20 protein-coding genes and 1 tRNA gene are annotated in these 23563 nt (G+C 56.9%); 7 read left to right on the top strand and 14 right to left on the bottom strand.

The window, feature by feature from the left end; genetic code table 11:
• Nucleotides 1–5: 5 nt before the first annotated feature.
• Genes AC2FI8_RS01245 through AC2FI8_RS01235 form a run of 3 tightly spaced genes read right to left on the bottom strand, consistent with a single transcriptional unit; the run spans nucleotide 6 to nucleotide 1653 of the window.
• The gene (locus AC2FI8_RS01245; protein WP_496765296.1) at nucleotides 6–1010 is read right to left on the bottom strand and encodes a GlxA family transcriptional regulator; all 1005 of its coding nucleotides are present in this window, start codon (nucleotides 1008–1010) and stop codon (nucleotides 6–8) included.
• 43 nt (nucleotides 1011–1053) lie between these two features.
• On the bottom strand, nucleotides 1054–1308 hold the full coding sequence (locus AC2FI8_RS01240) for a hypothetical protein (RefSeq protein WP_496776581.1): 255 nt from the start codon (nucleotides 1306–1308) through the stop codon (nucleotides 1054–1056).
• Between the two features lie 3 nt (nucleotides 1309–1311).
• Complete coding sequence (locus AC2FI8_RS01235) at nucleotides 1312–1653, bottom strand: hypothetical protein (RefSeq protein ID WP_496765300.1); 342 nt, start codon at nucleotides 1651–1653, stop codon at nucleotides 1312–1314.
• Nucleotides 1654–1759: 106 nt separating this feature from the next.
• Between AC2FI8_RS01235 and AC2FI8_RS01230 the strand changes: the two genes are divergently transcribed.
• Nucleotides 1760–2638, top strand: coding sequence for a LysR family transcriptional regulator (locus AC2FI8_RS01230; protein WP_496776579.1), 879 nt, complete (start codon nucleotides 1760–1762; stop codon nucleotides 2636–2638).
• Nucleotides 2639–2768: 130 nt separating this feature from the next.
• Here the strand turns inward: AC2FI8_RS01230 and AC2FI8_RS01225 are convergent, their stop codons facing one another.
• Entirely contained in the window at nucleotides 2769–3446 is a 678-nt protein-coding gene (locus tag AC2FI8_RS01225; RefSeq protein ID WP_496776578.1) for a GntR family transcriptional regulator, read from the bottom strand.
• Nucleotides 3447–3586: 140 nt separating this feature from the next.
• Between AC2FI8_RS01225 and AC2FI8_RS01220 the strand changes: the two genes are divergently transcribed.
• Nucleotides 3587–4588 (top strand): AbrB family transcriptional regulator, encoded by a 1002-nt coding sequence (locus AC2FI8_RS01220; RefSeq protein WP_496776576.1) that lies wholly within the window; start codon nucleotides 3587–3589, stop codon nucleotides 4586–4588.
• Between the two features lie 46 nt (nucleotides 4589–4634).
• Here the strand turns inward: AC2FI8_RS01220 and AC2FI8_RS01215 are convergent.
• From AC2FI8_RS01215 to pyrH, 9 genes are all read right to left on the bottom strand, one after another.
• Nucleotides 4635–4724 (bottom strand) — tRNA-Ser (locus tag AC2FI8_RS01215).
• 90 nt (nucleotides 4725–4814) lie between these two features.
• Nucleotides 4815–7244: a DUF3772 domain-containing protein gene (locus tag AC2FI8_RS01210; protein ID WP_496776575.1), complete on the bottom strand. Its 2430-nt coding sequence runs from the start codon at nucleotides 7242–7244 to the stop codon at nucleotides 4815–4817.
• Entirely contained in the window at nucleotides 7244–8278 is a 1035-nt protein-coding gene (locus AC2FI8_RS01205; RefSeq protein ID WP_496776573.1) for a cysteine synthase A, read from the bottom strand. The genes AC2FI8_RS01210 and AC2FI8_RS01205 overlap by 1 nt, the downstream gene beginning before the upstream one ends.
• Before the next feature lie 69 nt (nucleotides 8279–8347).
• Complete coding sequence (locus AC2FI8_RS01200; protein WP_496776570.1) at nucleotides 8348–9463, bottom strand: NUDIX domain-containing protein; 1116 nt, start codon at nucleotides 9461–9463, stop codon at nucleotides 8348–8350.
• A gap of 32 nt (nucleotides 9464–9495) precedes the next feature.
• The gene (locus AC2FI8_RS01195; RefSeq protein ID WP_496722483.1) at nucleotides 9496–9936 is read right to left on the bottom strand and encodes a TrgA family protein; all 441 of its coding nucleotides are present in this window, start codon (nucleotides 9934–9936) and stop codon (nucleotides 9496–9498) included.
• A gap of 16 nt (nucleotides 9937–9952) precedes the next feature.
• Nucleotides 9953–11161 (bottom strand): class I SAM-dependent methyltransferase, encoded by a 1209-nt coding sequence (locus AC2FI8_RS01190; RefSeq protein WP_496776566.1) that lies wholly within the window; start codon nucleotides 11159–11161, stop codon nucleotides 9953–9955.
• A 69-nt stretch (nucleotides 11162–11230) separates the two neighbouring features.
• Nucleotides 11231–12655, bottom strand: a complete 1425-nt coding sequence (locus AC2FI8_RS01185; protein ID WP_496776562.1) for a cryptochrome/photolyase family protein — start codon at nucleotides 12653–12655, stop codon at nucleotides 11231–11233.
• Between the two features lie 54 nt (nucleotides 12656–12709).
• Nucleotides 12710–13936: an aminotransferase class V-fold PLP-dependent enzyme gene (locus tag AC2FI8_RS01180; protein WP_496776559.1), complete on the bottom strand. Its 1227-nt coding sequence runs from the start codon at nucleotides 13934–13936 to the stop codon at nucleotides 12710–12712.
• 251 nt (nucleotides 13937–14187) lie between these two features.
• Nucleotides 14188–14940 carry a UMP kinase gene (gene pyrH, locus AC2FI8_RS01175; RefSeq protein WP_109312162.1) on the bottom strand — a complete coding sequence of 251 codons (753 nt, stop codon included), beginning with the start codon at nucleotides 14938–14940 and terminating at the stop codon, nucleotides 14188–14190.
• Nucleotides 14941–15037: 97 nt separating this feature from the next.
• Here pyrH and miaA point away from each other — a divergent pair, with 97 nt between their 5' ends.
• The 5 genes from miaA to AC2FI8_RS01150 all read left to right on the top strand — a co-directional run bounded on the left by miaA (nucleotide 15038) and on the right by AC2FI8_RS01150 (nucleotide 22763).
• Nucleotides 15038–15931 (top strand): tRNA (adenosine(37)-N6)-dimethylallyltransferase MiaA, encoded by an 894-nt coding sequence (miaA, locus tag AC2FI8_RS01170; protein ID WP_496776556.1) that lies wholly within the window; start codon nucleotides 15038–15040, stop codon nucleotides 15929–15931.
• Between the two features lie 326 nt (nucleotides 15932–16257).
• Nucleotides 16258–17928 carry an ABC transporter substrate-binding protein gene (locus AC2FI8_RS01165; protein WP_496766562.1) on the top strand — a complete coding sequence of 557 codons (1671 nt, stop codon included), beginning with the start codon at nucleotides 16258–16260 and terminating at the stop codon, nucleotides 17926–17928.
• A 134-nt stretch (nucleotides 17929–18062) separates the two neighbouring features.
• On the top strand, nucleotides 18063–19109 hold the full coding sequence (locus tag AC2FI8_RS01160) for an ABC transporter permease (protein WP_496704324.1): 1047 nt from the start codon (nucleotides 18063–18065) through the stop codon (nucleotides 19107–19109).
• Between the two features lie 12 nt (nucleotides 19110–19121).
• On the top strand, nucleotides 19122–20585 hold the full coding sequence (locus tag AC2FI8_RS01155) for an ABC transporter permease (RefSeq protein ID WP_496722469.1): 1464 nt from the start codon (nucleotides 19122–19124) through the stop codon (nucleotides 20583–20585).
• Nucleotides 20586–20675: 90 nt separating this feature from the next.
• Nucleotides 20676–22763 (top strand): dipeptide ABC transporter ATP-binding protein, encoded by a 2088-nt coding sequence (locus AC2FI8_RS01150; protein WP_496766567.1) that lies wholly within the window; start codon nucleotides 20676–20678, stop codon nucleotides 22761–22763.
• A gap of 62 nt (nucleotides 22764–22825) precedes the next feature.
• Here the strand turns inward: AC2FI8_RS01150 and AC2FI8_RS01145 are convergent, their stop codons facing one another.
• Nucleotides 22826–23407: a lytic transglycosylase domain-containing protein gene (locus tag AC2FI8_RS01145; RefSeq protein WP_496766570.1), complete on the bottom strand. Its 582-nt coding sequence runs from the start codon at nucleotides 23405–23407 to the stop codon at nucleotides 22826–22828.
• Nucleotides 23408–23563: the final 156 nt, after the last annotated feature.

The raw sequence follows: 23563 nt of genomic DNA, 5'->3' as shown, positions 1-23563 counted from the left end.
CAGTGTCAGACTGACGGCAGCGGCGCATTACCTTCAACGCGGAAGCGATTGATCCTACGGCGATCTTCGCTGGGGCTTAGCCCAAAGGCCGACCGGTAATGCGTCACAAGCGGCGCCACTGAACCATACCCGATCGCAGCCGCGATGTCTGCGATTGGGTCTTTGGTATAGACCACCATCTGGCGCGCCGCCTTCATGCGCATTGCGCGATAATAGTGGCTGGGGCTTTGGCCTGTCGCCTGTTTAAAGGCACGTTCCACCTGGCGCGGCGTAACCCCCATCTGCTGTGCGGCCTCTGCGATGGAAATCGGTTCGCTCATGTGGCCCGAGAATAGGTCGACACAGCGCGACACCAGCGGCGGCAGGCTGTCGCCAGTTTCCGGCGCGGTCGTGGTAGGAACCTGCTGCCGCACACCTGCCCCGCGCATCATCGGATGTTGAAACCAACAGGCAACCTCATGCGCGACTTCGCCACCCAGCCGATCCTCGATCAGATGCAGGGCCAGATCGAACCCGGCAGCGGCACCGGCTGCGGTGTAGCGTGTCGCCGTTTTCACGATCACCTCGCTACGCGAGTCGACTTCGGGAAACTCAGCCAGAAATGCGGCCTCATAGCACCAATGGACGGAAACAGGTTGCCCCCCCATCACCCCGGACCGGACCAATGGGAAAACCCCACCGCTAATCCCGCCCAAAACGGTGCCATGCCGTCCGAGACTGCGCAGAGCACCGTTGCCAACGGTTGTGTTGTCAAAGCCGGACGTTGGGCTGCTGAGAAGGAACAAAATGTCGATATCCTTGCAGTCGGTCAAAGACCTCTCGGCCTCGAACCGGACACCTGCGCTGGATTGTACTTTCTGTTGACGCTCGGACAGCAGCGACCAGCAGAACGCCTCTTGCCCGGCGATTTCATTGGCCGCCCGCAACGGCTCGATCACCGAGGTCAGGCAAGCCATGGGAAAGCCGTCGAACAGCAAAAAGCCGATTTTGATTCTGTCTTCGTTTCGCATAAGGCTGTTCTAACAAGATTTCCGCAACTGCCCTATGCGAAGTTCATGCCCACCGGATCAAGCCGATGATCGCCGAGGCCGCATAAAACCCCTGCAACAACAGGAACGTCCAGCGGCGATCAATCACGGCCCAGGCCGCAAACAGGCCCGAGGACAGTAACAACAGGGCAAACCCGAACAGCTCGGCCCCTGTATTAGACGCGATCAACAAGGCATAGGCCATGGCCAGAACCGATCCGCCGATTTCGAATACGGTCGTCAGACCGCGCTGGTCACGGGTATTGATTTGATCTGTCATGGCTCAGCCCTTTCGCTTCAGGAGATTGATCAGCGGCGCGGGTGTCTGTTTGGGCTGATCATTTATCGGGGATTGACCGGAGTTTTTCGGCAACTTGTGAACGACGGGAACCTGATCAGTGACCGGCCCACTAAGCGCCGGATTCCAAGGCCGTTCAGACTGACCAAGACCCGCCAGATCGAACAAGTGTACCCTGTTGCCCGCCGCTGCCATTTCAGGCAGCACGTCGCGCCGGATGTAAGATAATGTGCTGTGGATCAAAACCACCGGATCGCCCACCCCATGGATTCCGGGGGCCATCCGCGGGGTTTTGATCACTGTGTGGTCCGGGACGAGATGCGGCATGCGAATGCTCCTGTGCTTTGGATTTCCTGACCAGTAGTTCAATACTGGTATGTGACACAAATGAATGATATTCATACTTCAATCCAAATTTGTCATGGCTTCACAAATGACCGACCGATTGGAAATTGACGCCCTGCGCGCCCTTCTAGCCATCGCATCCCATGGCGGCGTGACGCGCGCGGCCGAGCATCTGGCGCTGTCGCAATCGGCAGTCAGCCACAAAATCAGACGGTTAGAGCAAGCACTGGACTGCGATCTGCTGGCGCGCCGACCCGGTGGCCCTCTGTTCACGGATACTGGTCTGCGCCTGTGCGATTATGCCCGCCGAATTTGTTCCCTGCACGATGAGGCGCTTGCCAGCTTGGGCAAGAAACCTTTGGCCGGCGCACTCCGGCTGGGTATGACCGAGGACACGGCCACCAGCGACATCGCTCGCATATTGGGTCGTTTCACACGGCTTTATCCGGACGTTCAGGTCCAAACACGCACCAGTCAAAGTATGAACGTGCAAGAGTGGTTGAAGGCCGGAGAGTTGGATGTCGCCGTCATGCAAATCTTTCGGCACGATGCGCGGCCAGATGACCTGATCCTGTTCGAGGACACTCTGCACTGGGTAAAATCACCGGATTTCCAACTGGATACGACAGCACCTGTTCCCTTTCTGTCCTTCGACAGCCAGTGCTTCTATCGAAAATGGGGCTTCGGAGATGGGCAGCTGCAAGGGCACCGCTTCAACAACGTATTAGAGTGCCCAAGCGCCACTGGCATTCAGTCGGCCGTGCGGTCCGGTTTGGGCGTCGCCCTGTTGAATGGAATGCATGTCACACCGGACATAGAGGTGATCAAAGGCGTGTTCCCCGATCCCCCGGCGATCATTTTTGTCGCGCGGATGCATGTTAAGCGCCGAAACCCTGCCGCGATGGCGCTGGTACAAGAGATCAGCCGCGAGGTTGAAAGCTCCAACCCTTTGAAAGTGGTCAGCTGAGTGTTTGTACCGGAAGAGCTAAAACAACGACCTTCCACGATGGCCGGGTTTTCCGTCGACTTCTGCGGATGGGAGAAGTGGTTTGTCAAAAGAACCTAAGACCAAGAGGTGGGACGATCAACTCCTCAGATCAGGTCTGATCAATTGCGCGGTCCCGTTTCTGCAACGCGCGGATACGCATCCGCTGTGCCGCATGAACATGGGCGCGCATCGCCAGCTCGGCTGCGTCGCCGTCACGAGCCTGCAAGGCTTCCATCACACGGCGATGCTCACCTGCGGCATCGTCCGCGCGCTGACCATCCAGCATTTGGGACGGGCCCAATATCAACAACGCCTTTTGCAGCGATAGCATCGACTTTGTGAGAAATCGGTTTTTGGCGGCATCCAATAGCGTGGCGTGGAAAATACGGTGCAACTGGGCGGCCACCGGACCGGTGCCAGCCTCGGCAAGGCGATTGTTCAGGACATTCAGTTCGTCCAGTTCCACATCCGAAGCCGCGCGTGCCGCCAAACGTGCCGCCGTGCCCTCAAGTACGGCGCGCATTTCATACAGTTCCATGACTTCCGAATAACTCAGACTTCGAACCGTTGCGCCCAGCCTAGGGACATGCGTCACCAACCCATCCGCTTCGAGTTGCCGTATCGCTTCGCGCACAGGTGTTCGGCTGACACCCAGTCTTTCGGACAGCTCGATCTCTCTGAGCCGGTCACCTGGCAACAAAACGCCCTCGCGAATTTCATCCAGCAAACGCTGATAAGCGGAATTCCCCTGCGGGCCGGTCTGATTAGGATCTTCTTGAGTTTTCATCATTCTCAATCTTGCATATTGGATCTCTTTGTATACATTTGGATACACGCCCTAATCAACGAAATCGGACTCTATCCTTGACCGCTTCAAGCCTTCATTTGTCCCCGCTGTTGCAACGGTCAGTCACGCTGATATTGGCAATGTTGGGAACTGCAGTTTTTTGGGCGTTAAACCTGCCGCTGCCCTTTCTGTTCGGGCCGATGTCAGCGTGTTTGATTGCAGCTTTGGCACACGCACCCATGCGGGACTTCGGGCAAGTCTCGGTCGCGTCCAGAACTATACTTGGCGTCGCGGTCGGGGCGTCGATCACACCCAGCCTGTTCGCGGAACTACCAAAGATGGCGGCGTCCCTTTTGCTGATACCAGTATTTATCCTGCTGATTGCAATGGTTGGCGTGCCGTTCTTTCGTAAATTCTGGGGCTTTGACGACAAAACTGCGTTTTTTGCGGCCATGCCGGGCGGGTTTCAGGACATGGTTATCTTTGGAGCCGAGGCCGGTGCCAATCCGCGAACCCTATCGCTGATCCACGGGACGCGCGTATTGATTATCGTCACCCTTGCCCCTTTGTTCCTGACTTTGTTTTACGGTGCCGAACTGACCAACCCGTTGGGCGAACCTGCCTCGGCCCTACCCTTGCATGAACTGATACTCATGGCGGTCGCAGCTTTTGTCGGCTGGAAAGGTGGAGAGAAGATCGGGCTTTTCGGTGCCTCGATTCTTGGACCATTAATCCTGACAGCGGCCTTATCGCTTGGGGATTTCATCCATACCCGCCCCCCGCGCGAGGCGATCCTGTTCGCCCAGTTCTTCATCGGCTGTGGGATCGGCGTCAAGTTCGTCGGCGTCACGTGGTCGGAACTCACACGCGTCGTGGCGGCTGGGTTCACCTATGTGATCTTGCTGGCCGTTCTGGCCGCTGCTTTCACGGCAGTGGTCACCACGCTGGGGCTGGGCCATCCGGTCGAAGCCTTTCTAGCTTTTGCACCGGGCGGTCAGGCAGAGATGACAGTACTGGCCATCGTATCAGGGGCGGATCTGGGCTATGTGGTCACACACCACCTGGCGCGCATTGTCGTCGTGATCATCGGCGCGCCAATCGTGGCCAACCTACTTCTGCGCTGTTCGAAATCCAGGGATTGACGGATTCACGTACAAACGCGGCTGGATAAATGTTGATAGGGGATTGTGGCGGAGAGACAGGGATTCGAACCCTGGAGACGGTCTCCCGCCTACACACTTTCCAGGCGTGCGCCTTCGACCACTCGGCCACCTCTCCGTGCCGGCGTTATTTGAACTATCGCCGAGGGATTTGCAAGGCCCCATTGAGGTGAAATTTCACCTGAAATCGAAAGCCTTGCAAAGGCGTTTAAATCTCGTCGCCGTCACCATCAGCCAAATCGCCCTCGGTCATCTCGACGGGATTTGTGGATGGCTCTGCGGACGGTATTTCGTCGGTGTTCTTGCTGGGTTGAGCTTCGCTGCCCTGCAACACCTCGGGGTTACGCAACCAGAGATCGCGCTGTGCAAACGGGATTTCGATCCCCTCTTCGACAAAGCGCTGGTTGATCTCGTGGTTCATGTCGGATTTGACTGACAGCACCCAGTTCACATCGCGCAGGATGGCCCGGATTTCAAAGTCCAGCGAATCTGCGCCAAACCCCTGGAACACCACACTGGGCGCTGGATTCGCCAGAACCATCGGGTGTGAATTCGCGATTTCGCCCAGAATCTTCTCCACCATTCGGGTATCAGTACCATAGGCGACGCCGACCGGTACAATCACCCGCCCGATCGTATTGCCGCGTGTATAGTTCGTGACAACGCCGCTGATCAGGTCCGAGTTCGGAACGATCACATCCGTGCGGTCAAACGTCTCGATCCGCGTGGACCGGACGGAAATATCACGGACGTACCCCATCATCCCATTCACGTCGATCCAATCCCCTTTCGAGATTGGGCGTTCGACCAAAAGGATAATGCCCGACACAAAATTCGACACGATGGTCTGCAGACCAAAGCCGATCCCGACTGACAACGCACCGGCAACAATAGCCAGCGATGACAGGTTGAAACCGGCAATCGTTATCGCAACCAGCGCGGCCAGGAAAATACCGACATACCCGGTGCCCGAAACAATCGCGTTTTGTCCGCCGGGATCAATACTGGTCTTTGGCAGCAGCGAATTGCGCAGCCCGCTTTGCAGCATCCGGGTAAGGCCATAACCGACGGCAAAAATGACAAGGAAGGTAAAGAAGTTGCTGGGCGCGATCGTTACGCCGCCGATATCGAACCCCTGCAGCAGGCGCGACCAGACCTCTAGCAGGTCGGTTTTACGCGCGCCCCAATAAAGCGCGAGGACTGGCATAGCCAGAATGGCCATTGCAAAGCCGATGAGAACCGAAAACAGCGAATCCTTGGCCTTTTCGCCATGCCCGCCGAGCCATCCGTAAACAGACGTCAGGAAGCGCTGGACGATGACCAGCGCGGCAATCAGAACCAACGAACGCACAGCCGGGAAAACGATTGCCTCAGCCGCATTCGTATACCCCAGCATTGCCAATATCGGGCTGGCGATCCCTAGGAAGAACAAAGCGCGTCTAATGAACTCGACCAGTTGGCTGAACCCGGCAGCGCGGGCCGTTGCGGATGGCTCAACTGCATCGACCGGGACATCAACACTGCGGACGCGACGGACGCGCAGTAGAATCAAAGCTGTTGCGACGATGACCGGAAAGACGACGACAGCGCGCGTCGCATCCGAAATATTTTCGATCTGATCGAACAGGTTCACCAGTTCATGCAGGATCATGAGCCCCGCAAGAAGGTCGAGGTAGACGCGTAACTCAGTGACTTTCTGGCGGGACAGTTTTCTGAACCCCTGCGCCGCTTGCAGCACATAAACCTGTCGACCAATCCAGTCATAAAACAGGATGATCGCCGCCCAATACGGCACGTTCTCCATCAACAACGTTCCGCGCAGCCCCAGAACGCCTGTCATCACGACCGCCTGAACCAGAAGCCAGACACCGAACCAAGGGAGGATAATGCGCAGCAACGAGGTCAGGAACGTCCATACGCCACTTCCCTGCCCCCCCAGGGCTCGCAAACGCGCACCAGCGGCTTCCGACCACCGCTTGCCGTAAAACAACAGCACGCCGGCGACGAAAACCAACGCCAGAATACCCAGGCCACGGGAACGCAAACGTTCATGAACGACGTCAGTTCTCAGGTTCCGCCGCGCTTCGTTGAACAACGCTTGCGCAGCTTCGTTCACATCAACCCAAGCAGGCCGCCAATGGGTGGGGTTCAGGGGCGACGGTCCGCGCTCTAAAAGTTCTTTCGCCTGACGGTCCCGCAATAGTTTGTCTATCTCGGATATAAGGCCATTGGCCCGGCTGAATGCCTCTTCCGAGATGATCTGCGGGACGCGCAAACTGTTCAGCTGCTCGTCTAGGTGCTTTCGTAGTGTGGCAATGTCTTCCGGTTCGGTCGCGTCGCCTTCGGGCGCTGCACCAAGAGCCTTGATCTGATTTTCAAGCGTCTGGATACGTTCGGTGTTTGCACCGCGTGCCCGGTTGAAATCGTCCCGGTATTCGTTGATCTCGGCGCGCAGGTTTTCGAGCGACGCGTTCGACGCGCGATCGGCCTCGATCACCGTCTCGGCACGGTCCGCCGTTTTGACCCAGCCCTGATAATATTCGCTTTGACGATCTGTAAGCTGCGCGGCAGCGGGGCCGCACAGCATCGCAATACATACTGCGACAAGGGTCAGAAACAGGCGAACCTGCCGCAGCATCACACGTCCTCAAAAACGCCGGGGATGCTGCGCGGAGCTTCGGTCATCCAGTCCGGGACAGGCAATTCCTTTTCACGCAGGAAGTCCGGGTTGAACAGCTTGGACTGATAGCGGGTGCCATAGTCACACAGGATGGTCACGACGGTGTGGCCCGGACCCAGATCTTTGGCCAGACGTACCGCACCAGCCATGTTAATGGCGGTTGAACCGCCCATGACCAGGCCTTCATCGCGCAGCAGATCAAAGATGTAAGGCAGCGCCTCGTTGTCCGTCATCTGATAAGCAAAGTCAGGTTTGAACCCCTCAAGGTTCTTGGTGATACGCACCTGACCGATGCCTTCGGCGATCGAGCCGCCCTCCATCGCGATTTCGCCGGTGGTGTAGAACGAATACAGCCCCGCCCCCATCGGATCGACCAGACCGATCTTGACACCTTTGGGCTGAAGCGCGTCCGCTACGCCCGCCAATGTACCGCCCGAGCCCACGGCACAGACGAACCCGTCAACTTTGCCATCGGTCTGTTCCCAGATTTCGGGACCGGTCGTTTCCACATGCGCCTGACGGTTCGCCACATTGTCGAACTGGTTGGCCCAGATCGCACCGTTGGGCTCGGTCTGCGCCAGTTCTTCGGCCAGACGGCGCGAGTAATGCACAAAATTGTTGGGGTTGCGATACGGTGCGGCCGGAACCTGAACCAACTGAGCACCTGCCAGTCGCAGCATGTCCTTTTTCTCTTCGGACTGCGTTTCAGGGATGACGATAACGGTCTTGAATCCCATCGACGCGCCAACAAGCGCCAGACCGATCCCGGTGTTACCTGCCGTGCCTTCGACAATGGTGCCGCCCGGTTTCAGGTCACCGCGCGCGACGGCATCGCGGATGATGTAGAGCGCCGCACGATCCTTGACCGACTGGCCGGGGTTCATGAATTCGGCCTTGCCGAGAATCTCGCACCCGGTCTCTTCGCTGATGCGACGCAGGCGGATCAGCGGGGTTTTTCCGACTGCGTCGGCAAGGTCTCGTGCAATGCGCATGGCGCCCTCATTTCATTTCGGATCAACGCAGATTTACCTGTGGTGCGCGATGACCACAAGCGGCGAAAATCATCCGCGCAGGCGCTCACGGTGACGTGCAAGCCAATGGGCCACCGCCAAAAGCGGCAAATCCTTGAACCCATGGCTGTCGACCCTGTCCATGAAATCGCTGAAAGGCAGAATCTGGGTTCGGATATCCTCGCCTTCCGTGGCCAACCCGCCATCTTCGATGGTCTTGGTCAGATCAGCCAACCCTACATAAAGGTATAGATATTCGGTCGATGACCCGCTGGAGGAATACGCGCCGCCCGCATATTCCAACCTGTTCAACGCAATCTGGGCTTCTTCTTCGGCCTCGCGCAGGGCCGCCTGTTCCGGCGTTTCGCCTGGGTCGATCATTCCAGCAACTGGCTCCCACATCCAGGGTTCAGGATCCTCAGCCAGAAAGATCGGTGCCCTGAATTGTTCGACCAACAGCACCGTGTCCCGCACGGGATCATATGGCAGGACGATCACGGCGCTGCCCTGCATCAGGCTGCTGCGGTTCAGCACTTTGCCCATCGAGCCATCGTACTGGCGATGCTGTAACGCGACTTCTTCCATCCCGAAATAATTGACATATGCCGGTTTACGGTCGTGCACGATGACGTCATTGGCGGTGTCTTGTGCATCGCCTGTCGTACGTTGACGCGCAGCCAGCTTCGCCCATGCACGCGTCCGGATCGACGGAAAGCTGCGCGCAATCTGTCCCGCATCGACCTTGCCGTAATACGCCATAACCTCTTGCGCGGCGAGCATTGTCATCGCGCCCCACTCTTCCAACCAACCCTGCAGGGACCAAAGGCTGCCGCGGTTCCAAAGCCCCGGCTCCGGATAGAAAACAAGGGCTTGCGCGTTTGATCCGTCGGCCAGATCAACTGTCTGCGCGCGCAGGTCGTAATCAAAGCCACCTTCGTAGAAGACCAAACGGTTCTGATCTTCCTCACTCAATCCCCGGAGCAATAACCCTTTGGCCAGACTGCCTTCCTCAGGAACAATCATGGGAAAGGCCTGATCCTGCACGCTATGGACTGCATGATCTTTCAGAGTGGCTTGGGCAAAATCAAGTTTGGACGCTGGACGTTCCAAGACAAGCTCCAGCAATGGCAAGTGCCGCAGCGTGCCATAAAAGAACAGATCTGACACTGTTGGGTTCTTTCGTACTTTAAGTTGTTAGCTCACCGCCACCGGCGGGCTGCTTCCTCGGTGACCAGCCCAGTGACCAAAGCCCCAATGACCAAAGTCCACAAGATTTCGGGCACCACAAGTTGCTGACCATATTCAACGCCAATTTTAAAGATAGAGATCAGCGCCTCGAACGGGCCGTCATACCGATGGCGCATTGCAAGACGGAGCATTTCGTTGACACCCTGAACAAACAGGCCCCAGAACACCAGCGCCGCCATTCCGGTCAAGCCGTTGTTGATTGCGGCAGTCCAGCCCCGGCCGGCACGCTTGCCCATGATCCACCAACCGCAAATCACGCCCAAAGCCATGTTTACGTAGGTAAACATACCGTAGTTCTTACCTTCATCACCGTTTTCGATGACCATACTCGAAACCAAGAACGCCACGATCAAAAGGCATAAGCCGGCAACAAGCTTTGAGGCAGTGGGCATTTCTGAAGTCCGTTCCTTAACTCGGTTTCGCTATAGTGATCTGTGTCACATCGCAATTGCCGGTGTCAAAGGCTGCTCCGCAGGCGGTCAAATAATAATTCCACATGCGTCGAAAACGCTCATCAAAGCCCATTTCCGAGATTTCGTCCCACTTGTCGTTGAACGTGTCATACCAGCGGCGCAGGGTCAGATCATAGCTTTTGCCAAATTCTTTCGAATTGACGACCTTCAAACCCGCCTGAGCAACTTGTTCCTTCAATACGGACGGCGCCGGAAGCATGCCGCCCGGGAAAATATATTTCTGAATGAAATCAATACCGTTACGATATACATCCCATCTATGATCTGCGACGGTGATAATTTGCAACGTCGCTTGCGCCCCGGGTTTTAACCGCTCACGCACAGTGTCGAAATACACTGGCCAGTACTTTTGACCTACTGCTTCGAACATCTCGATCGATGCGATTCCGTCATACTGGCCACGTTCATCCCGGTAATCCTGCAATTTGAATTCTACCAAATCTGAAAGACCAGCATTTTCAATACGCTGCCTCGCAAACTTCAACTGCTCTTGACTGATCGTCAGACCTGTGACCCGCAGGCCACGCTCTTTCGCAGCGTATTCAGCAAAGCCGCCCCAGCCACAGCCAATCTCAAGAATATGATCTCCGGGTTTTGCACCCATTTCATCGACCATGCTGGCGTATTTTGCGGTTTGCGCCTTTTCCAGACTTTCCTGCCCTGTTTCGAACAGTGCGCTGGAATAGGTCATCGTGTCATCAAGCCACAAACCATAGAAATCATTGCCCAGATCATAATGGTACGAGATGTTCTTTTTGGCCTGTGCCCGGTTATTGCGGTGCAACCAGAACCGCAGCCGCTCATACATCTGCACAAGGACTTTTCCGGTGAAATCGTCGTAGACCGTTTCATTACCCATATGCACGAGGTCCATAAAGGATCGCAGGTCCGGCGTACTCCAGTCACCTTCCAGATATGCGTCCGAAAAACCAAGTTCACCTTCGCGGACCAGGCGCGCGAAAACGTCTGGATTGTGGATATCCACACGGGCAACCGGCCCGGGTTTGGTGCCCTCGGTTCGGAAGACACGACCATCCGGTAGTCCGATGTCCAATCGGCCGGACTGCATCCGGCTAACCATTTTGAATACTTGCGCAAAGTATCTGGGCAGGTCTTTCTGCCCCTCGGTGGTCATCAAAGTCATCCGCTCTCCCCTGTGCGGCCGCGCAAACAGGCTAGGCCGAGTTTGTGTTTGTGGCAAGTTTTCAATTCGTTACTGGTTTTTTCGGCCCTCATAGGCCGCCAATGCACGCGCCCGACCGGCTGCCAAAGTGACAACGGGTTGCGGGTATGGGTCCTGTGGACTGAGGTTCCATGATTTCGGAACCGCATCAAAATACGCCAGTGCTGTTGCCGGTGGATTGCTCTGCCCCTCGGCAATCCATTGCCGAACGAAGTCCGATTGCGGATCGAACTTTTCCTGCTGTGTTTGCGGATTGAAGATGCGAAAGAATGGCGAGGCATCGGGCCCCGACCCTGCAACCCATTGCCAGCCCATCGCGTTTGCCGCCGGGTCCCAGTCGACCAGACAATCCGCGAACCAATCCATGCCAATTCTCCAATGGGTCATCAGATGCTTGGTCAGGTAACTCGCAACAATCATCCGGGCTCGATTGTGCATTCGCCCGGTCACATACATCTGCCGTAACCCGGCATCGACTGCCGGGACGCCAGTTTTCGCCTGCTTCCAAGCGAGAACTTCGGGCTGGTCCGCATCAGTGTTCCAAGGAAATCTATCCCACTCCGGCTTCCAATTTCCGCTGACCAAGGATGGAGTATGATACATCAGGTGATAAGCAAATTCGCGCCAGACCAATTGGCGCAAATAAGGTTCGCCCCCCTGAACTCCCGTCATCCCGGCCCGCTGAATTGCGTGCCAGACACTGCGTGGGCCAATTTCACCTAACGAAAGATACTCGGACAGGTTAGATGTCCCGTCCAAGTCCATACGATCCCGGTGATCTGAGTAGTCGGCGATGCGGTCCAGAAATTGATGCAACGCCTCAAAAGCTGCGGTTTCACCCGGTCGGACATGGGGTGTGACCACGGATGCTCCGCGGCGCATCTGCGTGCCCAGATGCCAATCTTGAAGATTTTCGGAAACAGGCCACGTCGCAGGCGATCTGAGATGGGCCACAGCATCGCTGGGCATCGGAACGTCGCGGCTGCGCACTGAACGCCACATCGGCGTGAACACGCGGAACGGCTGCCCTGTTTTCGTCGCCACGGTCCAAGGCTCGAACAAAAGATGGCCGGCGAAGGATTTAACGGTGACATTCTGGTCGGTCAGCGCTGTCTTGATTTTCGTATCTCTGGCAATGGCGTCAGGGTCATATGCGCGGGTCCAGTAAACGCCGCTTGCACCAGTTTCGACGACAAGCTGCCGCAGAACGGTCAGCGCATCCCCTTGACGCAAGATCAGGCGGCTGCCAGTCAGCTCTAGCGTCCGTGCAAAAGCCTTAAGGCCCAATTCCAGCCGCCATTTCGGTGCTGCGCCCAAAGCCTGGACCCAGTGGTCCAAAATAAAAACTGGTATGATTGTTCGCCCGCTCTCAACCGCGGCGCTCAGTGCAGGATGGTCCGACAGGCGCAAATCCCGTCGGAACCACATGATGATCGGTGACCGCTGCTGTTCCATGTCCGCCCTGCTCTTTTCTTCTTTCTTCGGTTACGAAGCAGAAGCGGAATTGGATCACAAAACGTCGTCTAGTGCATTCAAAAGCTGATCAATTTCCTGTTGAGACGTATAGTGCGTGAAACTGACCCGCAGCACGCCTTGATCCAGATCGACCCCCAACGCGGTTAACGGACGCACGGCATAGAAATCTCCGCCACCAGCCATGACGCCATATCCAGCCAGATCGGCGGCAACGGCTTCTGCATTGCGGTTCAGCGCCAAGGCCACGGTTGGGGCGCGGCGGCTAGCATCGGATGTTCCGATCAGGCGAACGGCGTTGCGGTCTTTGACCGCGTCCAAAACCGGTTGCAGCAATGCGACCTCGTGCGAGCGCATCAGATCATGAGCGAATGAACCACGCTCGGCCGCTTCGCCGGTTGGCCCGCTGTGATGGTTGCATAGCAGATCAATATAGTCCGCCATCCCCGCGCTGGCCGCGATCTGGGCATGGTCCGGCCCCGCCGGAGTAAACCGTTGGTACAGCACGTCGCCGTTGAAGTAGTGCCCCTGGTTCGGCAACATTTCCCCTAGCGTACGCCGGATGACCATACACCCCTGATGCGGTCCGTATGTTTTGTAGGCCGAAAACAGATAGATATCCGGCCCCAGATCACCCACATTCGGAAACCCGTGTGGCGCGTAGGACACCCCGTCCACGCACACAAATGCCCCCGCGGCATGAGCAATCGCGGTGATCTCAGTCACCGGGTTGATCTCTCCGATCACGTTCGAGCAATGGGGAAAGCACACCAGACGCACGTTTTCGTCCAGCAGGTTTTCCAGGTCCATCGGGTTCAGCGAGCCGGATTCGGGATCAATCTGCCATTCGCGGATTTCGATCCCCTCGTCCGCTAGCCGCCGCCACGGACCTGAATTTGCCTCGTGATCCTGATTGGTGACAACAATGGCCTCGCCCGGTTGCATCCATTGGCGAAAAGCCTGCGCCAGGACATAGGTGTTCTGCGTGGTCGAAGGGCCAAAGCTCAGCTCATCCGTCTCAACGCCCAATATGGCGGCCATGCGTGCCCGGGCTTCGTCCATTTCCTCACCGGCAAGACGGCTGGCCTCATAGGGTGCATAGGGTTGCACTTTGCGCTGGGTATAATACCGCGTCAGGCGGTCGAGAACCGGCTTGCAAGTGTATGATCCACCAGCGTTTTCGAAGAATGCCTGCCCTTGCAGGCTGGGCTCGGAAAAGGCCGGAAACTGTGACCGGACAAAATTGATATCCAGAGTGCTCATGGCACGTCTCTCCTTGATCATGCGCGTTCATTCAAGAGGTGTCCGAGCATGATTTCGAAACCCTCAGAAATCATGGCAGGTCTTCCAGCCCAGTCCGCGCGATAGGCGCAGACAGCCCCCGCTACCGGTCCGGCGCGGGAACGCGGTCAAATTGCAAGGACTGAGATAGTTCGTCAAGCGTTCAGGTTTGCTAAACGCGCACAAAAAAGCCGGGCATCCAAACCCGGCTTTTAAGCAAACTGTAAAGCGGTTTAGCCCTGAACTTTGGTGTAGGTCCCCTCACCGGCCAAAATGCCCCGGAACCCGCCCGGTTCGTCCAGCCCGAAGACAATCAACGGCAGATTGTTGTCGCGCGCAAGTGCAATGGCCGACGCGTCCATGACCCGCAGGCGTTTGGCCAGAACATCATCATAGCTGACGGTGTCGTACCGCACGGCATCCGCGTGTTCCTTGGGGTCCTTATCATAAACACCATCGACGCCGTTCTTACCCATGAAGATCGCCTGACATGCCATTTCATTGGCGCGCAGGGTCGCGGCAGTGTCGGTGGTAAAATACGGGTTTCCGGTTCCGGCGGCAAAGATGCAGACCCGCTTTTTCTCAAGGTGGCGCACGGCACGGCGGCGAATGTAGGGCTCGCACACCTCGTCCATGCGGATGGCTGAGATTACCCGGGTGAAAACGCCGATTTCTTCCAACGCGGACTGCATCCCCAGCGCGTTCATGACCGTTGCCAGCATGCCCATGTAATCAGCCGTAGTCCGTTCCATCCCCTGTGCCGATCCGCTGAGACCGCGGAAGATATTGCCGCCGCCAATCACCATGCAGATCTCGACACCCAAATCGTGCACCGATTTGATCTCTTGCGCGATGCGCTGAACTGTGGGCGGATGCAGGCCGAACCCCTGATCGCCCATCAGCGCCTCGCCCGAGATTTTCAGCATTACGCGATCATACCTTGCCTTTGTGATTTCGGCGGTGTCGGTGGTCGGGGAAATGGTCATGTTGCGCTCCGGGCTGGCACGGGTTTATTTTCAGGCGCAAAATGAAGCAAAACCGCCGCAGGTTCAATGCGATTGGTAAGGAATAAGGCAGTCCGAGATGACCGAACCCGCAAGATCGCAGATATTGGACCGCCTGCCCCCCATTCCTGATGGGAAACCTGTGCTGATTGCAGGCCCTACCGCGTCCGGAAAGTCCGCCCTTGCCCTGTTGATCGCCGAGCAGTTCGGTGGCGTCATCGTGAATGCCGATGCCAGCCAGGTCTACGATTGCTGGCGCGTGATTTCCGCCCGCCCGTCTGCTGAAGAAGAAGCCCGCGCGCCGCATCTTCTGTACGGACATATCTCATATAATCAGGACTACTCCACCGGCCATTGGCTGCGCGAGGTGAAACCGCTGCTGACCGACGGGGCACGCCCCATCATTGTTGGGGGCACCGGCCTGTATTTTTCTGCGCTGACCGAAGGTATGGCCGATATTCCACCTACACCGTCCGAAATCCGGGCCGAGGCAGACAGCCTGACCTTGCAGACTCTGATCGCGGGTGTGGATGCGCAGACTCTGGCCCGGATCGACACACAAAACCGCGCCCGTGTTCAGCGGGCTTGGGAAGTGCAGAAAGCCACTGGTCGAAACCTCAGTGACTGGCAAGACGCAACACCGCCCCCGGTTTTGGACGTGAAGCACACAGTGCCCATCGTTTTTGACGTAGATAAACAATGGCTTTTGGATCGCATCACGCGCCGCTTTGACCTGATGTTGGACACTGGTGCATTGACCGAGGTTGAAAGGATGCGGGACCGCTATGATCCGTCGCTTCCGGCATTCAAAGCCATCGGAGTACCCGAGTTGATGGCCTATTTCGACGGCACCATGACGTTGGATGAAGCCCGCGAACGCGCCACGATTTCGACCCGCCAATTCGCCAAACGACAGCGCACCTGGTTTCGCGCCCGCATGAAAAGTTGGAATCAGGTTGACTTATCAAAGTGATACCTGATGCGGTTGAAGTCGCACTGATCGCGAACACAGGTTCAAGGAATTCGCGGCGAATCCACTGCCGCGAAACTGAACCTGCCAAGGGATTCCCCTGGGGCTGAAAATGCTGATAGCGATAAACTCAGCCCGTCAATGTCGTTTTTGTACCTCGAATGACGATTTCGAACATTGACCTCACCCAAATTCTGGTGCCGAATGTCGGTCATGGGGATGTCCGAAATCCGAGATCAGAAGATCAATGAACCTGCCGGCCGGAGCATTCCGGCCTGAGCGGTTCGACACTTCATCCAAAAAATACTGTCTCACAGGGAGTAACGTTAATGAATAATCACACAATGACCGGAGCACCGATGCACTGGGCGGCAGAAATGCACGCACAGGAATATCGGGACGGCAAACTGAACCGGCGCGAGTTTTTGACCCGCACCACCGGTCTTGGGGTCACCGCGGCCGCAGCCTATGGCATGATCGGACTGGCCGCCCCGGCACGTGCGGCCGGTGAAGACGCAAAGAAAGAAGGCGGCACCCTGCGCGTTCAGCAGGAAGTGCGCGCCCTGAAGGACCCGCGCACCTATGACTGGTCGCAGATCGCAAACGTCACCCGCGGCACGCTCGAGTATCTGGTTGAGTACAACTCGGACGGTACGTTCCGCGGCATGTTGCTGGAGGGCTGGGAAGTCAACGACGACGCAACAGTTTACACACTGAAAGTCCGCCCGGGCGTCAAATGGAACAACGGTGACGACTTCACCGCAGATGATGTGGCCCGCAATATCGGCCGCTGGTGCGACAAGAGCTCGGAAACCAACTCGATGGCCGGTCGCTTTGCGACACTAATCGATCCAGAGTCCGGTCAGGCCATTGAAGGCGCAATCGAAGTTGTCGATGCCAACACCGTCAAACTGAACCTGCCGGCCTCTGATATCTCGTTGATCGCAGGCATGGCGGACTATCCGGCAGCTATCGTACACAGCTCGTTCAGCGAAACCGATCTGCTCAACAATGTGGGCACCGGCGCCTATCTGGTGCAGGAATTGGAAGTCGGCGTGAAAGCCACCCTCGTTCGCAACGAGAACCACACCTGGTGGGGCGAAGAGATCTTTGGTCGCCCGGCGCTGGACAGCATCGTCTACATTGACTACGGCACCGACCCGTCCGCATGGCTGGCCGCTCTGGAATCCGACGAAGTCGACATGTTGTATGAATCGGTTGGTGAATTCATCGACGTGATGGACAGCCTCGGCTATGTGAAGTCCGAAGTTGTGACCATGAACACAATCGTCATCCGCCCGAACCAACTGGCCGAGATCGACGGCAAGAAACCTTACGAAGACAAGCGTGTGCGCCAGGCTCTGCAAATGGCGGTTGATAACTCGATCTGTCTGGAACTGGGCTATGGCGGCCGCGGTTCGCCTGCGGAAAACCACCATGTTGGTCCGATCCACCCGGACTACTACGAACTGCCACCGCAGAAAGTGGACCCGGAAGGCGCACGTGCGCTGATGGAAGAAGCCGGAATGATCGATTTCGAGCACGAGCTGATCTCGATCGATGACGACTGGCGCCGGAACACCACCGACGCGGTTGCAGCGCAGCTGCGTGACGCGGGTATCAAGGTCAAGCGGACCGTTCTGCCGGGTAACACCTTCTGGAACGACTGGGCGAAATACCCCTACAGCTCGACCAACTGGAACCACCGTCCACTGGGCGTGCAAATCTGGGCTCTGGCCTATCGTACCGGTGAAGCCTGGAACGAATTCGGCTGGGCAAATGCCGAGTTTGACGCGCTTCTGACCGAAGCACTGGCCATCGCGGATGCCGACAAGCGCCGTGAAGTGGTCGCCAAGGGCGAGGCGATGATCCAGGAAGAAGGCGTGACCATTCAGCCATACTGGCGTTCGCTGTACCGCCACATGAAAGACGGGCTTGTTGGCACCGACATGCATGTGTCATTCGAGCACCACCACTATAAATGGGGCTGGGCGGCCTAATACCTGCCAGACGTTAATGGGGGCGCCTGAACAGGGCGCCCTTTCCAGCCGCAGACAGGCCGACGCGGGGTCGGATGTCCGAGGCCAGACAATGGTCCAATGATCTGCGGAACACCCGAACAACAGGGGCCATCATGGGACTATTCATCCTCCGACGGTTCGGCGTCATGCTTCTTACTGCATTGTGCCTGACTTTCGTGGTCTTTTTTCTGACCAACCTCTACCCGAACCTGGAAAAGCTTGCGAAAACGCAGGGCAACCAGCGGATGTCCGACGAACAGGTTGAGACCTGGCTGGACAATCGCGGCTATCTGCAACCCACTCTCGTCAAGTACGGTCAATGGCTGGGCGTTCTCCCTGGCTTTTCCAAGACACTTGACGACGGTACGTTCCTTGGGACTTGTACCCGCCCGGGATCGACCGAGGAAACGACTCCCAGATATTGCGGCGTATTGCAGGGTGACTGGGGTTACTCAACCGTTTTCAAGGATGATGTCGGCAAAATCGTTGGTATACGTCTCGGCAATACCGGCTATCTTATGTTCTGGGTTCTGGTTTTGATGGTGCCATCTGCGCTGCTGGTGGGTGTGTTGGCCGGGATGCGCGAAGGATCAGCATTGGACCGGTCCCTGTCCACATTCTCGATCATTACCACGGCGACGCCGGAATATGTGTCGGGCGTGATCTTCATCGCGATCTTCACGTCGTCGACCGTCGGCCTGAAATGGTTCAAGGGCACGGCGACGTCAGCGATGGACAACCCAACCTTCGAGAACTTCTTCCTGCCGGTACTGACCATCTCACTGTACGGGATGGGCTATATCGCCCGGATGACCCGCGCGTCGATGACCGAGGTCATGACGGCGCAGTACATCCGAACCGCGCGGCTTAAAGGTGTTTCCTTTGGCAACATCGTTATGAAGCACGCGCTGCGAAACGCGCTGATCGCGCCCTTTACCGTCATCATGCTGCAGTTCCCATGGCTGCTGAATGGCGTGGTGATTGTTGAAACCCTGTTCAACTACAAAGGTTTCGGTTGGGCACTGGTACAGGCTGCAGGCAACAACGACATTCAGCTCTTGCTGGCGATTTCGGTCGTGTCGGTCTTTGTCGTGCTGGTGACGCAGCTGATCTCCGATATCGGCTATGTCTACCTCAACCCGCGCATCCGTATTTCTTAAGGGAGATAGATCATGGAACCTCTAAGCTGGACCGGCTCTATCGCCATTCTGAACCCTATCCTGATGATCGCGCTTGCCGCGTTGATCGTATCAATTGTCGTTTGGATTATCGGCAGCATTGTACTGCCCGAATCCCCGATGAGCGTGAATATCGATGGCACCATAAGCGGCGGCAACGGGCTACGTGGGCTAACACAAAAGGCCCTGAGATACAGCTTTTCTGCCTGTGTCGCGCTTGCCTTGGCCTACATCGTCCTTGGCATCCTGATGGGGACCAGTGCCGGGATAATCGGAGCGATCTCGCAGCAGTTTCTTCCTGTGTGGTTGTCGCTGATCATCCTGTTTGCAATGTCGATTGCCTTCAAACGTCGCCTCGGCCTTTACGGCAAACTGTTCGACAGCCCCATCGGCATGATCGGTTTTGGCCTTGTGATGTTCTGGGTCTTCACCGGCATCTTCGGCGCGCTTGATCTTATCATCACACATGACCCTTTGGTTCAAGTATCGGGCATGAAGAACAAAGTACCGGGAACACCGCTGCCAAGCCCCGAAGAAGGTGAGTATGCCTGGTACCTTCTGGGCGGCGACAACCTTGCCCGCGACGTCTTTAGCCGAATGGTCAAAGGTGCGTGGATCGTAGTTCAGATCGCTCCGCTTGCGACCATGTTTGCTTTCATGGTCGGGATCACTCTGGGCCTGCCGGCCGGGTACTATGGCGGACGTCTGGATACTTTCCTGTCGTTCCTGGCCAATCTGATCCTGGCTTTCCCGGTCATCCTGCTGTTCTACTTGCTGGTCACGCCGGAAATCGTGGCGACAGGTGTGCCGAACTATATGGCGGCCGTTTTGTTCGTGTTCCCGATACTGTTTATCGGCGTTCTGCTAAACTCGCGGTATTATACCCGCCCGAATTTCCGCACTCCGCTATTGATCGGGGTTCTCGGTATCGCGCTGTGGTTGTATCTGTCGCTGATTTCGACCGGTGGTTACGTCATCAACACGGATGACTACAGCATTTGGGGTCTGCCGACCTATCTGGACCTGTTCGATATCCCAGGCGGGATTCTTGTGGTGTTCGTCTCGGTTGTCTTCGTGAACTCGCCTACGGTGTTCCGCATCGTGCGCGGCCTCGCGCTGGACATCAAAACGCGGGATTACGTGGCGGCGGCACAGACCCGTGGCGAAGGCCCGTGGTACATCATGCTGTGGGAAATCCTGCCCAATGCACGAGGTCCGCTGATCGTCGATTTCTGTCTGCGTATCGGCTATACCACGATCCTGTTGGGAACCTTGGGTTTCTTCGGATTGGGATTGCCGCCGGAAAGCCCGGACTGGGGTTCCACGATCAACGAAGGGCGCAAGCTGTTGTCGATCTACCTGCACCCTGCCCTTCCACCTGCCTTTGCCTTGCTGTCGCTGGTTCTTGGTCTGAACCTGCTGGCAGATGGCCTGCGCGAAGAAAGCCTGAAGGACTGATGTGAGAGCGACCGGGGGCTTTGCCCCCGGACCCCAGGATATTTTTAGCCAGATGAAGGGGATCCCCGGACTCTCGCGAGGAGATACAAGATGAACAAATTGGCGGAATATGACGGCCCAATTCTTGAGATCGACAAACTTTCGATTTCTTTCTTCACCCGCCTTCGGGAAATTCCCGCCGTGATGGATTTTTCGGTCAGCGTGCAGCCCGGCGAGGCTGTTGGACTGGTCGGAGAATCCGGTTGCGGAAAGTCCACTGTGGCACTTGGGGTCATGCAGGACCTCGGCAAGAACGGGCGGGTTGTCGGCGGTTCGATCAAGTTCAAAGGGCGCGATCTGGCCGAGATGAGCGCGGATGAATTGCGCGATATCCGCGGCAATGAGATCGCGATGATCTATCAGGAACCGATGGCCTCGCTGAACCCGGCGATGAAGATCGGCAAGCAATTGATGGAAGTCCCGATGATCCACGAGGGAGTCGGCAAGGAAGAGGCCTATGCCCGTGCATTGGAAGTGGTAACGGACGTACGCCTGCCCGACCCCGAGCGGATGCTGAACTCGTTCCCCCATCAGCTTTCAGGTGGGCAGCAGCAGCGTATCGTGATCGCGATGGCGCTGATGTCGAAACCGGCGCTGCTGATTCTGGATGAGCCGACCACCGCACTGGATGTGACGGTTGAGGCCGCCGTAGTCGAACTGGTCAGGGATTTGGGCAAGAAATACGGCACCTCGATGCTGTTCATCTCGCACAACCTTGGTCTGGTTCTGGAAACCTGTGACCGGCTTTGCGTGATGTATTCGGGTGAGGCAGTCGAGCGCGGCTCGATTCACGATGTGTTCGACGAGATGCAGCACCCCTATACGCAGGCGCTGTTCCGCTCGATCCCGCTGCCGGGGGCAGACAAGAACGCCCGCCCACTGGTGGCCATTCCCGGGAACTTTCCCCTGCCCCACGAACGCCCGTCAGGCTGTAACTTTGGCCCACGCTGCGACTATTTCGAAGAAGGCCGTTGCGACGCGCAGAACATTCTGATGGAGCCTGTACCCGGCAATGACCGCCACCACACGCGCTGTTTGAAGTACAAAGAGATTGACTGGAATGCCCCAATCACTTTGGCGGACAAGAAGGAAAAAGGTGAAATCGGCCGTGTTGTCCTGAAAATGGACAACCTCAAAAAATACTATGAAGTAGCCGCCAATGCGTTGTTCGGGGGCGGTGAGAAAAAGGTGGTCAAAGCCAACGAAACACTGAGCTTTGAGGCTCATGAATCCGAGACGCTAGCGATTGTGGGCGAATCTGGGTGTGGTAAATCCACCTTCGCAAAGGTTTTGATGGGGCTTGAAACGGCCACAGATGGGCAAATCCTGCTGGACAACCGCAACATCGAAGATGTGCCGATCGAAGAGCGGGATGCCAAGACCGTGGGCGAAGTTCAAATGGTGTTCCAGAACCCGTTTGACACTCTGAACCCCTCGATGACCGTTGGGCGGCAGATCATCCGCGCGTTGGAAATCTTTGGCGTCGGCAATTCCGAGGCCGAGCGAAAACAGCGCATGCTGGAATTGTTGGACTTGGTGAAGCTACCACGCGCCTTTGCCGAGCGGATGCCGCGTCAGTTGTCCGGTGGACAGAAACAGCGCGTCGGTATCGCGCGCGCCTTTGCCGGCGATGCGCGGATCGTCGTCGCGGACGAACCTGTGTCTGCTTTGGATGTGTCTGTTCAGGCGGCGGTGACCGACCTGCTCATGGAGATTCAGCGCGAACACAAGACCACCTTGCTGTTCATCAGCCATGATCTGTCGATTGTGCGCTATCTCAGCGACCGGGTGATGGTGATGTATCTGGGCCATGTGGTCGAGTTGGGGACCACCGATCAGGTGTTCTCGCCGCCCTATCACCCCTATACCGAGGCTCTGCTGAGTGCTGTTCCCATCGCGGATACGTCGGTTGAAAAAGCGCATATCGTTCTGGATGGTGATATCCCCTCGGCCATGAACCCGCCCCCGGGGTGCCCTTTCCAGACGCGCTGTCGCTGGAAATCCGAAGTGCCTGGAGGGCTGTGCGAGAAAGATGTGCCGCCGGTGAAAACCCTGGCGGACGGACATCAGGTCAAATGCCATCTGTCCGAAGACGTTCTGGCCCGCATGGAGCCGGTCATCAAAATCGCGGCCGAGTAACAACCCAAACGAAAAGAACCGGCCACAGCGCCGGTTCTTTTCTGACATGGGTGGGCTGGTGATCAGCCGCCCCAGATCACTTTCACATAGTTCTGGGTTTCTTTGTAGGGCGGCACGCCACCGTGTTTTTCCACGGCTTTCGGACCGGCGTTATAAGCCGCCAGCGCCAGACGCCAGGATTTGAACTTGCGGTACTGCCACGATAAATAACGGGCGCCGCCTTCCAGGTTTTGCTTCGGATCATGCGGGTTCACACCCAAAAGACGCGCGGTTCCAGGCATCAGCTGCGCCAAACCCAGTGCCCCTTTGTGAGACACCGCGTGCGGGTTCCATCCGCTTTCCTGTTGCACCAGTCGCAAGAACAACTCTTCCGGGACACTGTGTTTCCGGGCTGCTTGCCGCGCCAGCGTCAGGTATTGGCCTCGATATTTACCATTATATCGCTTGATGACTTGAGTCGGCTGCGCGGTCTTTGGCTTCAGCCGTTCAGAATCGCGATATTGAGTGGCTGCGCGCGAGTCCAGAATCTTGGATTGTTTGAGGAAAATATCTTTACGGTTTTTGGTGGACAGGGTGTCAGCTGCAGCCGGACCCGAAACCAGCGCAAGGCACAGAACAGAAAAACAACCAACTTGAAAACGCATTTATGCCAATCCCGCTCGCTCTCGAACCCGAATGATTATAGGTATTTCAGGCAAGAATAAAAGCTTGGTAAACAGAACCTGGGTAGTTTCTTGCCAACCGTTGCACACATCAACTGTGTTTTAACCATGACGCAGGCCGTATAGGGTCGCGTAGAA

The sequence above is a fragment of the Ruegeria sp. CDSB029 genome (genome assembly GCF_059611125.1).
Note: the sequence above shows the minus strand (reverse complement) of the source record. Positions and strands in the feature narration are given on the sequence as shown.

What these genes read in the sequence shown, in the direction of transcription:
- AC2FI8_RS01150 (WP_496766567.1), top strand. Translation starts at nt 20,676, where the DNA reads ATGAACAAATTGGCGGAATATGACGGCCCAATTCTTGAGATCGACAAA.
- AC2FI8_RS01155 (WP_496722469.1), top strand. Translation starts at nt 19,122, where the DNA reads ATGGAACCTCTAAGCTGGACCGGCTCTATCGCCATTCTGAACCCTATC.
- AC2FI8_RS01180 (WP_496776559.1), bottom strand. Translation starts at nt 13,936, where the DNA reads ATGAGCACTCTGGATATCAATTTTGTCCGGTCACAGTTTCCGGCCTTT.
- AC2FI8_RS01245 (WP_496765296.1), bottom strand. Translation starts at nt 1,010, where the DNA reads ATGCGAAACGAAGACAGAATCAAAATCGGCTTTTTGCTGTTCGACGGC.
- AC2FI8_RS01225 (WP_496776578.1), bottom strand. Translation starts at nt 3,446, where the DNA reads ATGAAAACTCAAGAAGATCCTAATCAGACCGGCCCGCAGGGGAATTCC.
- AC2FI8_RS01235 (WP_496765300.1), bottom strand. Translation starts at nt 1,653, where the DNA reads ATGCCGCATCTCGTCCCGGACCACACAGTGATCAAAACCCCGCGGATG.
- AC2FI8_RS01205 (WP_496776573.1), bottom strand. Translation starts at nt 8,278, where the DNA reads ATGCGCATTGCACGAGACCTTGCCGACGCAGTCGGAAAAACCCCGCTG.
- AC2FI8_RS01165 (WP_496766562.1), top strand. Translation starts at nt 16,258, where the DNA reads ATGAATAATCACACAATGACCGGAGCACCGATGCACTGGGCGGCAGAA.
- AC2FI8_RS01160 (WP_496704324.1), top strand. Translation starts at nt 18,063, where the DNA reads ATGGGACTATTCATCCTCCGACGGTTCGGCGTCATGCTTCTTACTGCA.
- AC2FI8_RS01210 (WP_496776575.1), bottom strand. Translation starts at nt 7,244, where the DNA reads ATGCTGCGGCAGGTTCGCCTGTTTCTGACCCTTGTCGCAGTATGTATT.
- pyrH (WP_109312162.1), bottom strand. Translation starts at nt 14,940, where the DNA reads ATGACCATTTCCCCGACCACCGACACCGCCGAAATCACAAAGGCAAGG.
- AC2FI8_RS01240 (WP_496776581.1), bottom strand. Translation starts at nt 1,308, where the DNA reads ATGACAGATCAAATCAATACCCGTGACCAGCGCGGTCTGACGACCGTA.
- AC2FI8_RS01145 (WP_496766570.1), bottom strand. Translation starts at nt 23,407, where the DNA reads ATGCGTTTTCAAGTTGGTTGTTTTTCTGTTCTGTGCCTTGCGCTGGTT.
- AC2FI8_RS01190 (WP_496776566.1), bottom strand. Translation starts at nt 11,161, where the DNA reads ATGACTTTGATGACCACCGAGGGGCAGAAAGACCTGCCCAGATACTTT.
- AC2FI8_RS01195 (WP_496722483.1), bottom strand. Translation starts at nt 9,936, where the DNA reads ATGCCCACTGCCTCAAAGCTTGTTGCCGGCTTATGCCTTTTGATCGTG.
- AC2FI8_RS01185 (WP_496776562.1), bottom strand. Translation starts at nt 12,655, where the DNA reads ATGGAACAGCAGCGGTCACCGATCATCATGTGGTTCCGACGGGATTTG.
- AC2FI8_RS01230 (WP_496776579.1), top strand. Translation starts at nt 1,760, where the DNA reads ATGACCGACCGATTGGAAATTGACGCCCTGCGCGCCCTTCTAGCCATC.
- miaA (WP_496776556.1), top strand. Translation starts at nt 15,038, where the DNA reads ATGACCGAACCCGCAAGATCGCAGATATTGGACCGCCTGCCCCCCATT.
- AC2FI8_RS01220 (WP_496776576.1), top strand. Translation starts at nt 3,587, where the DNA reads ATGTTGGGAACTGCAGTTTTTTGGGCGTTAAACCTGCCGCTGCCCTTT.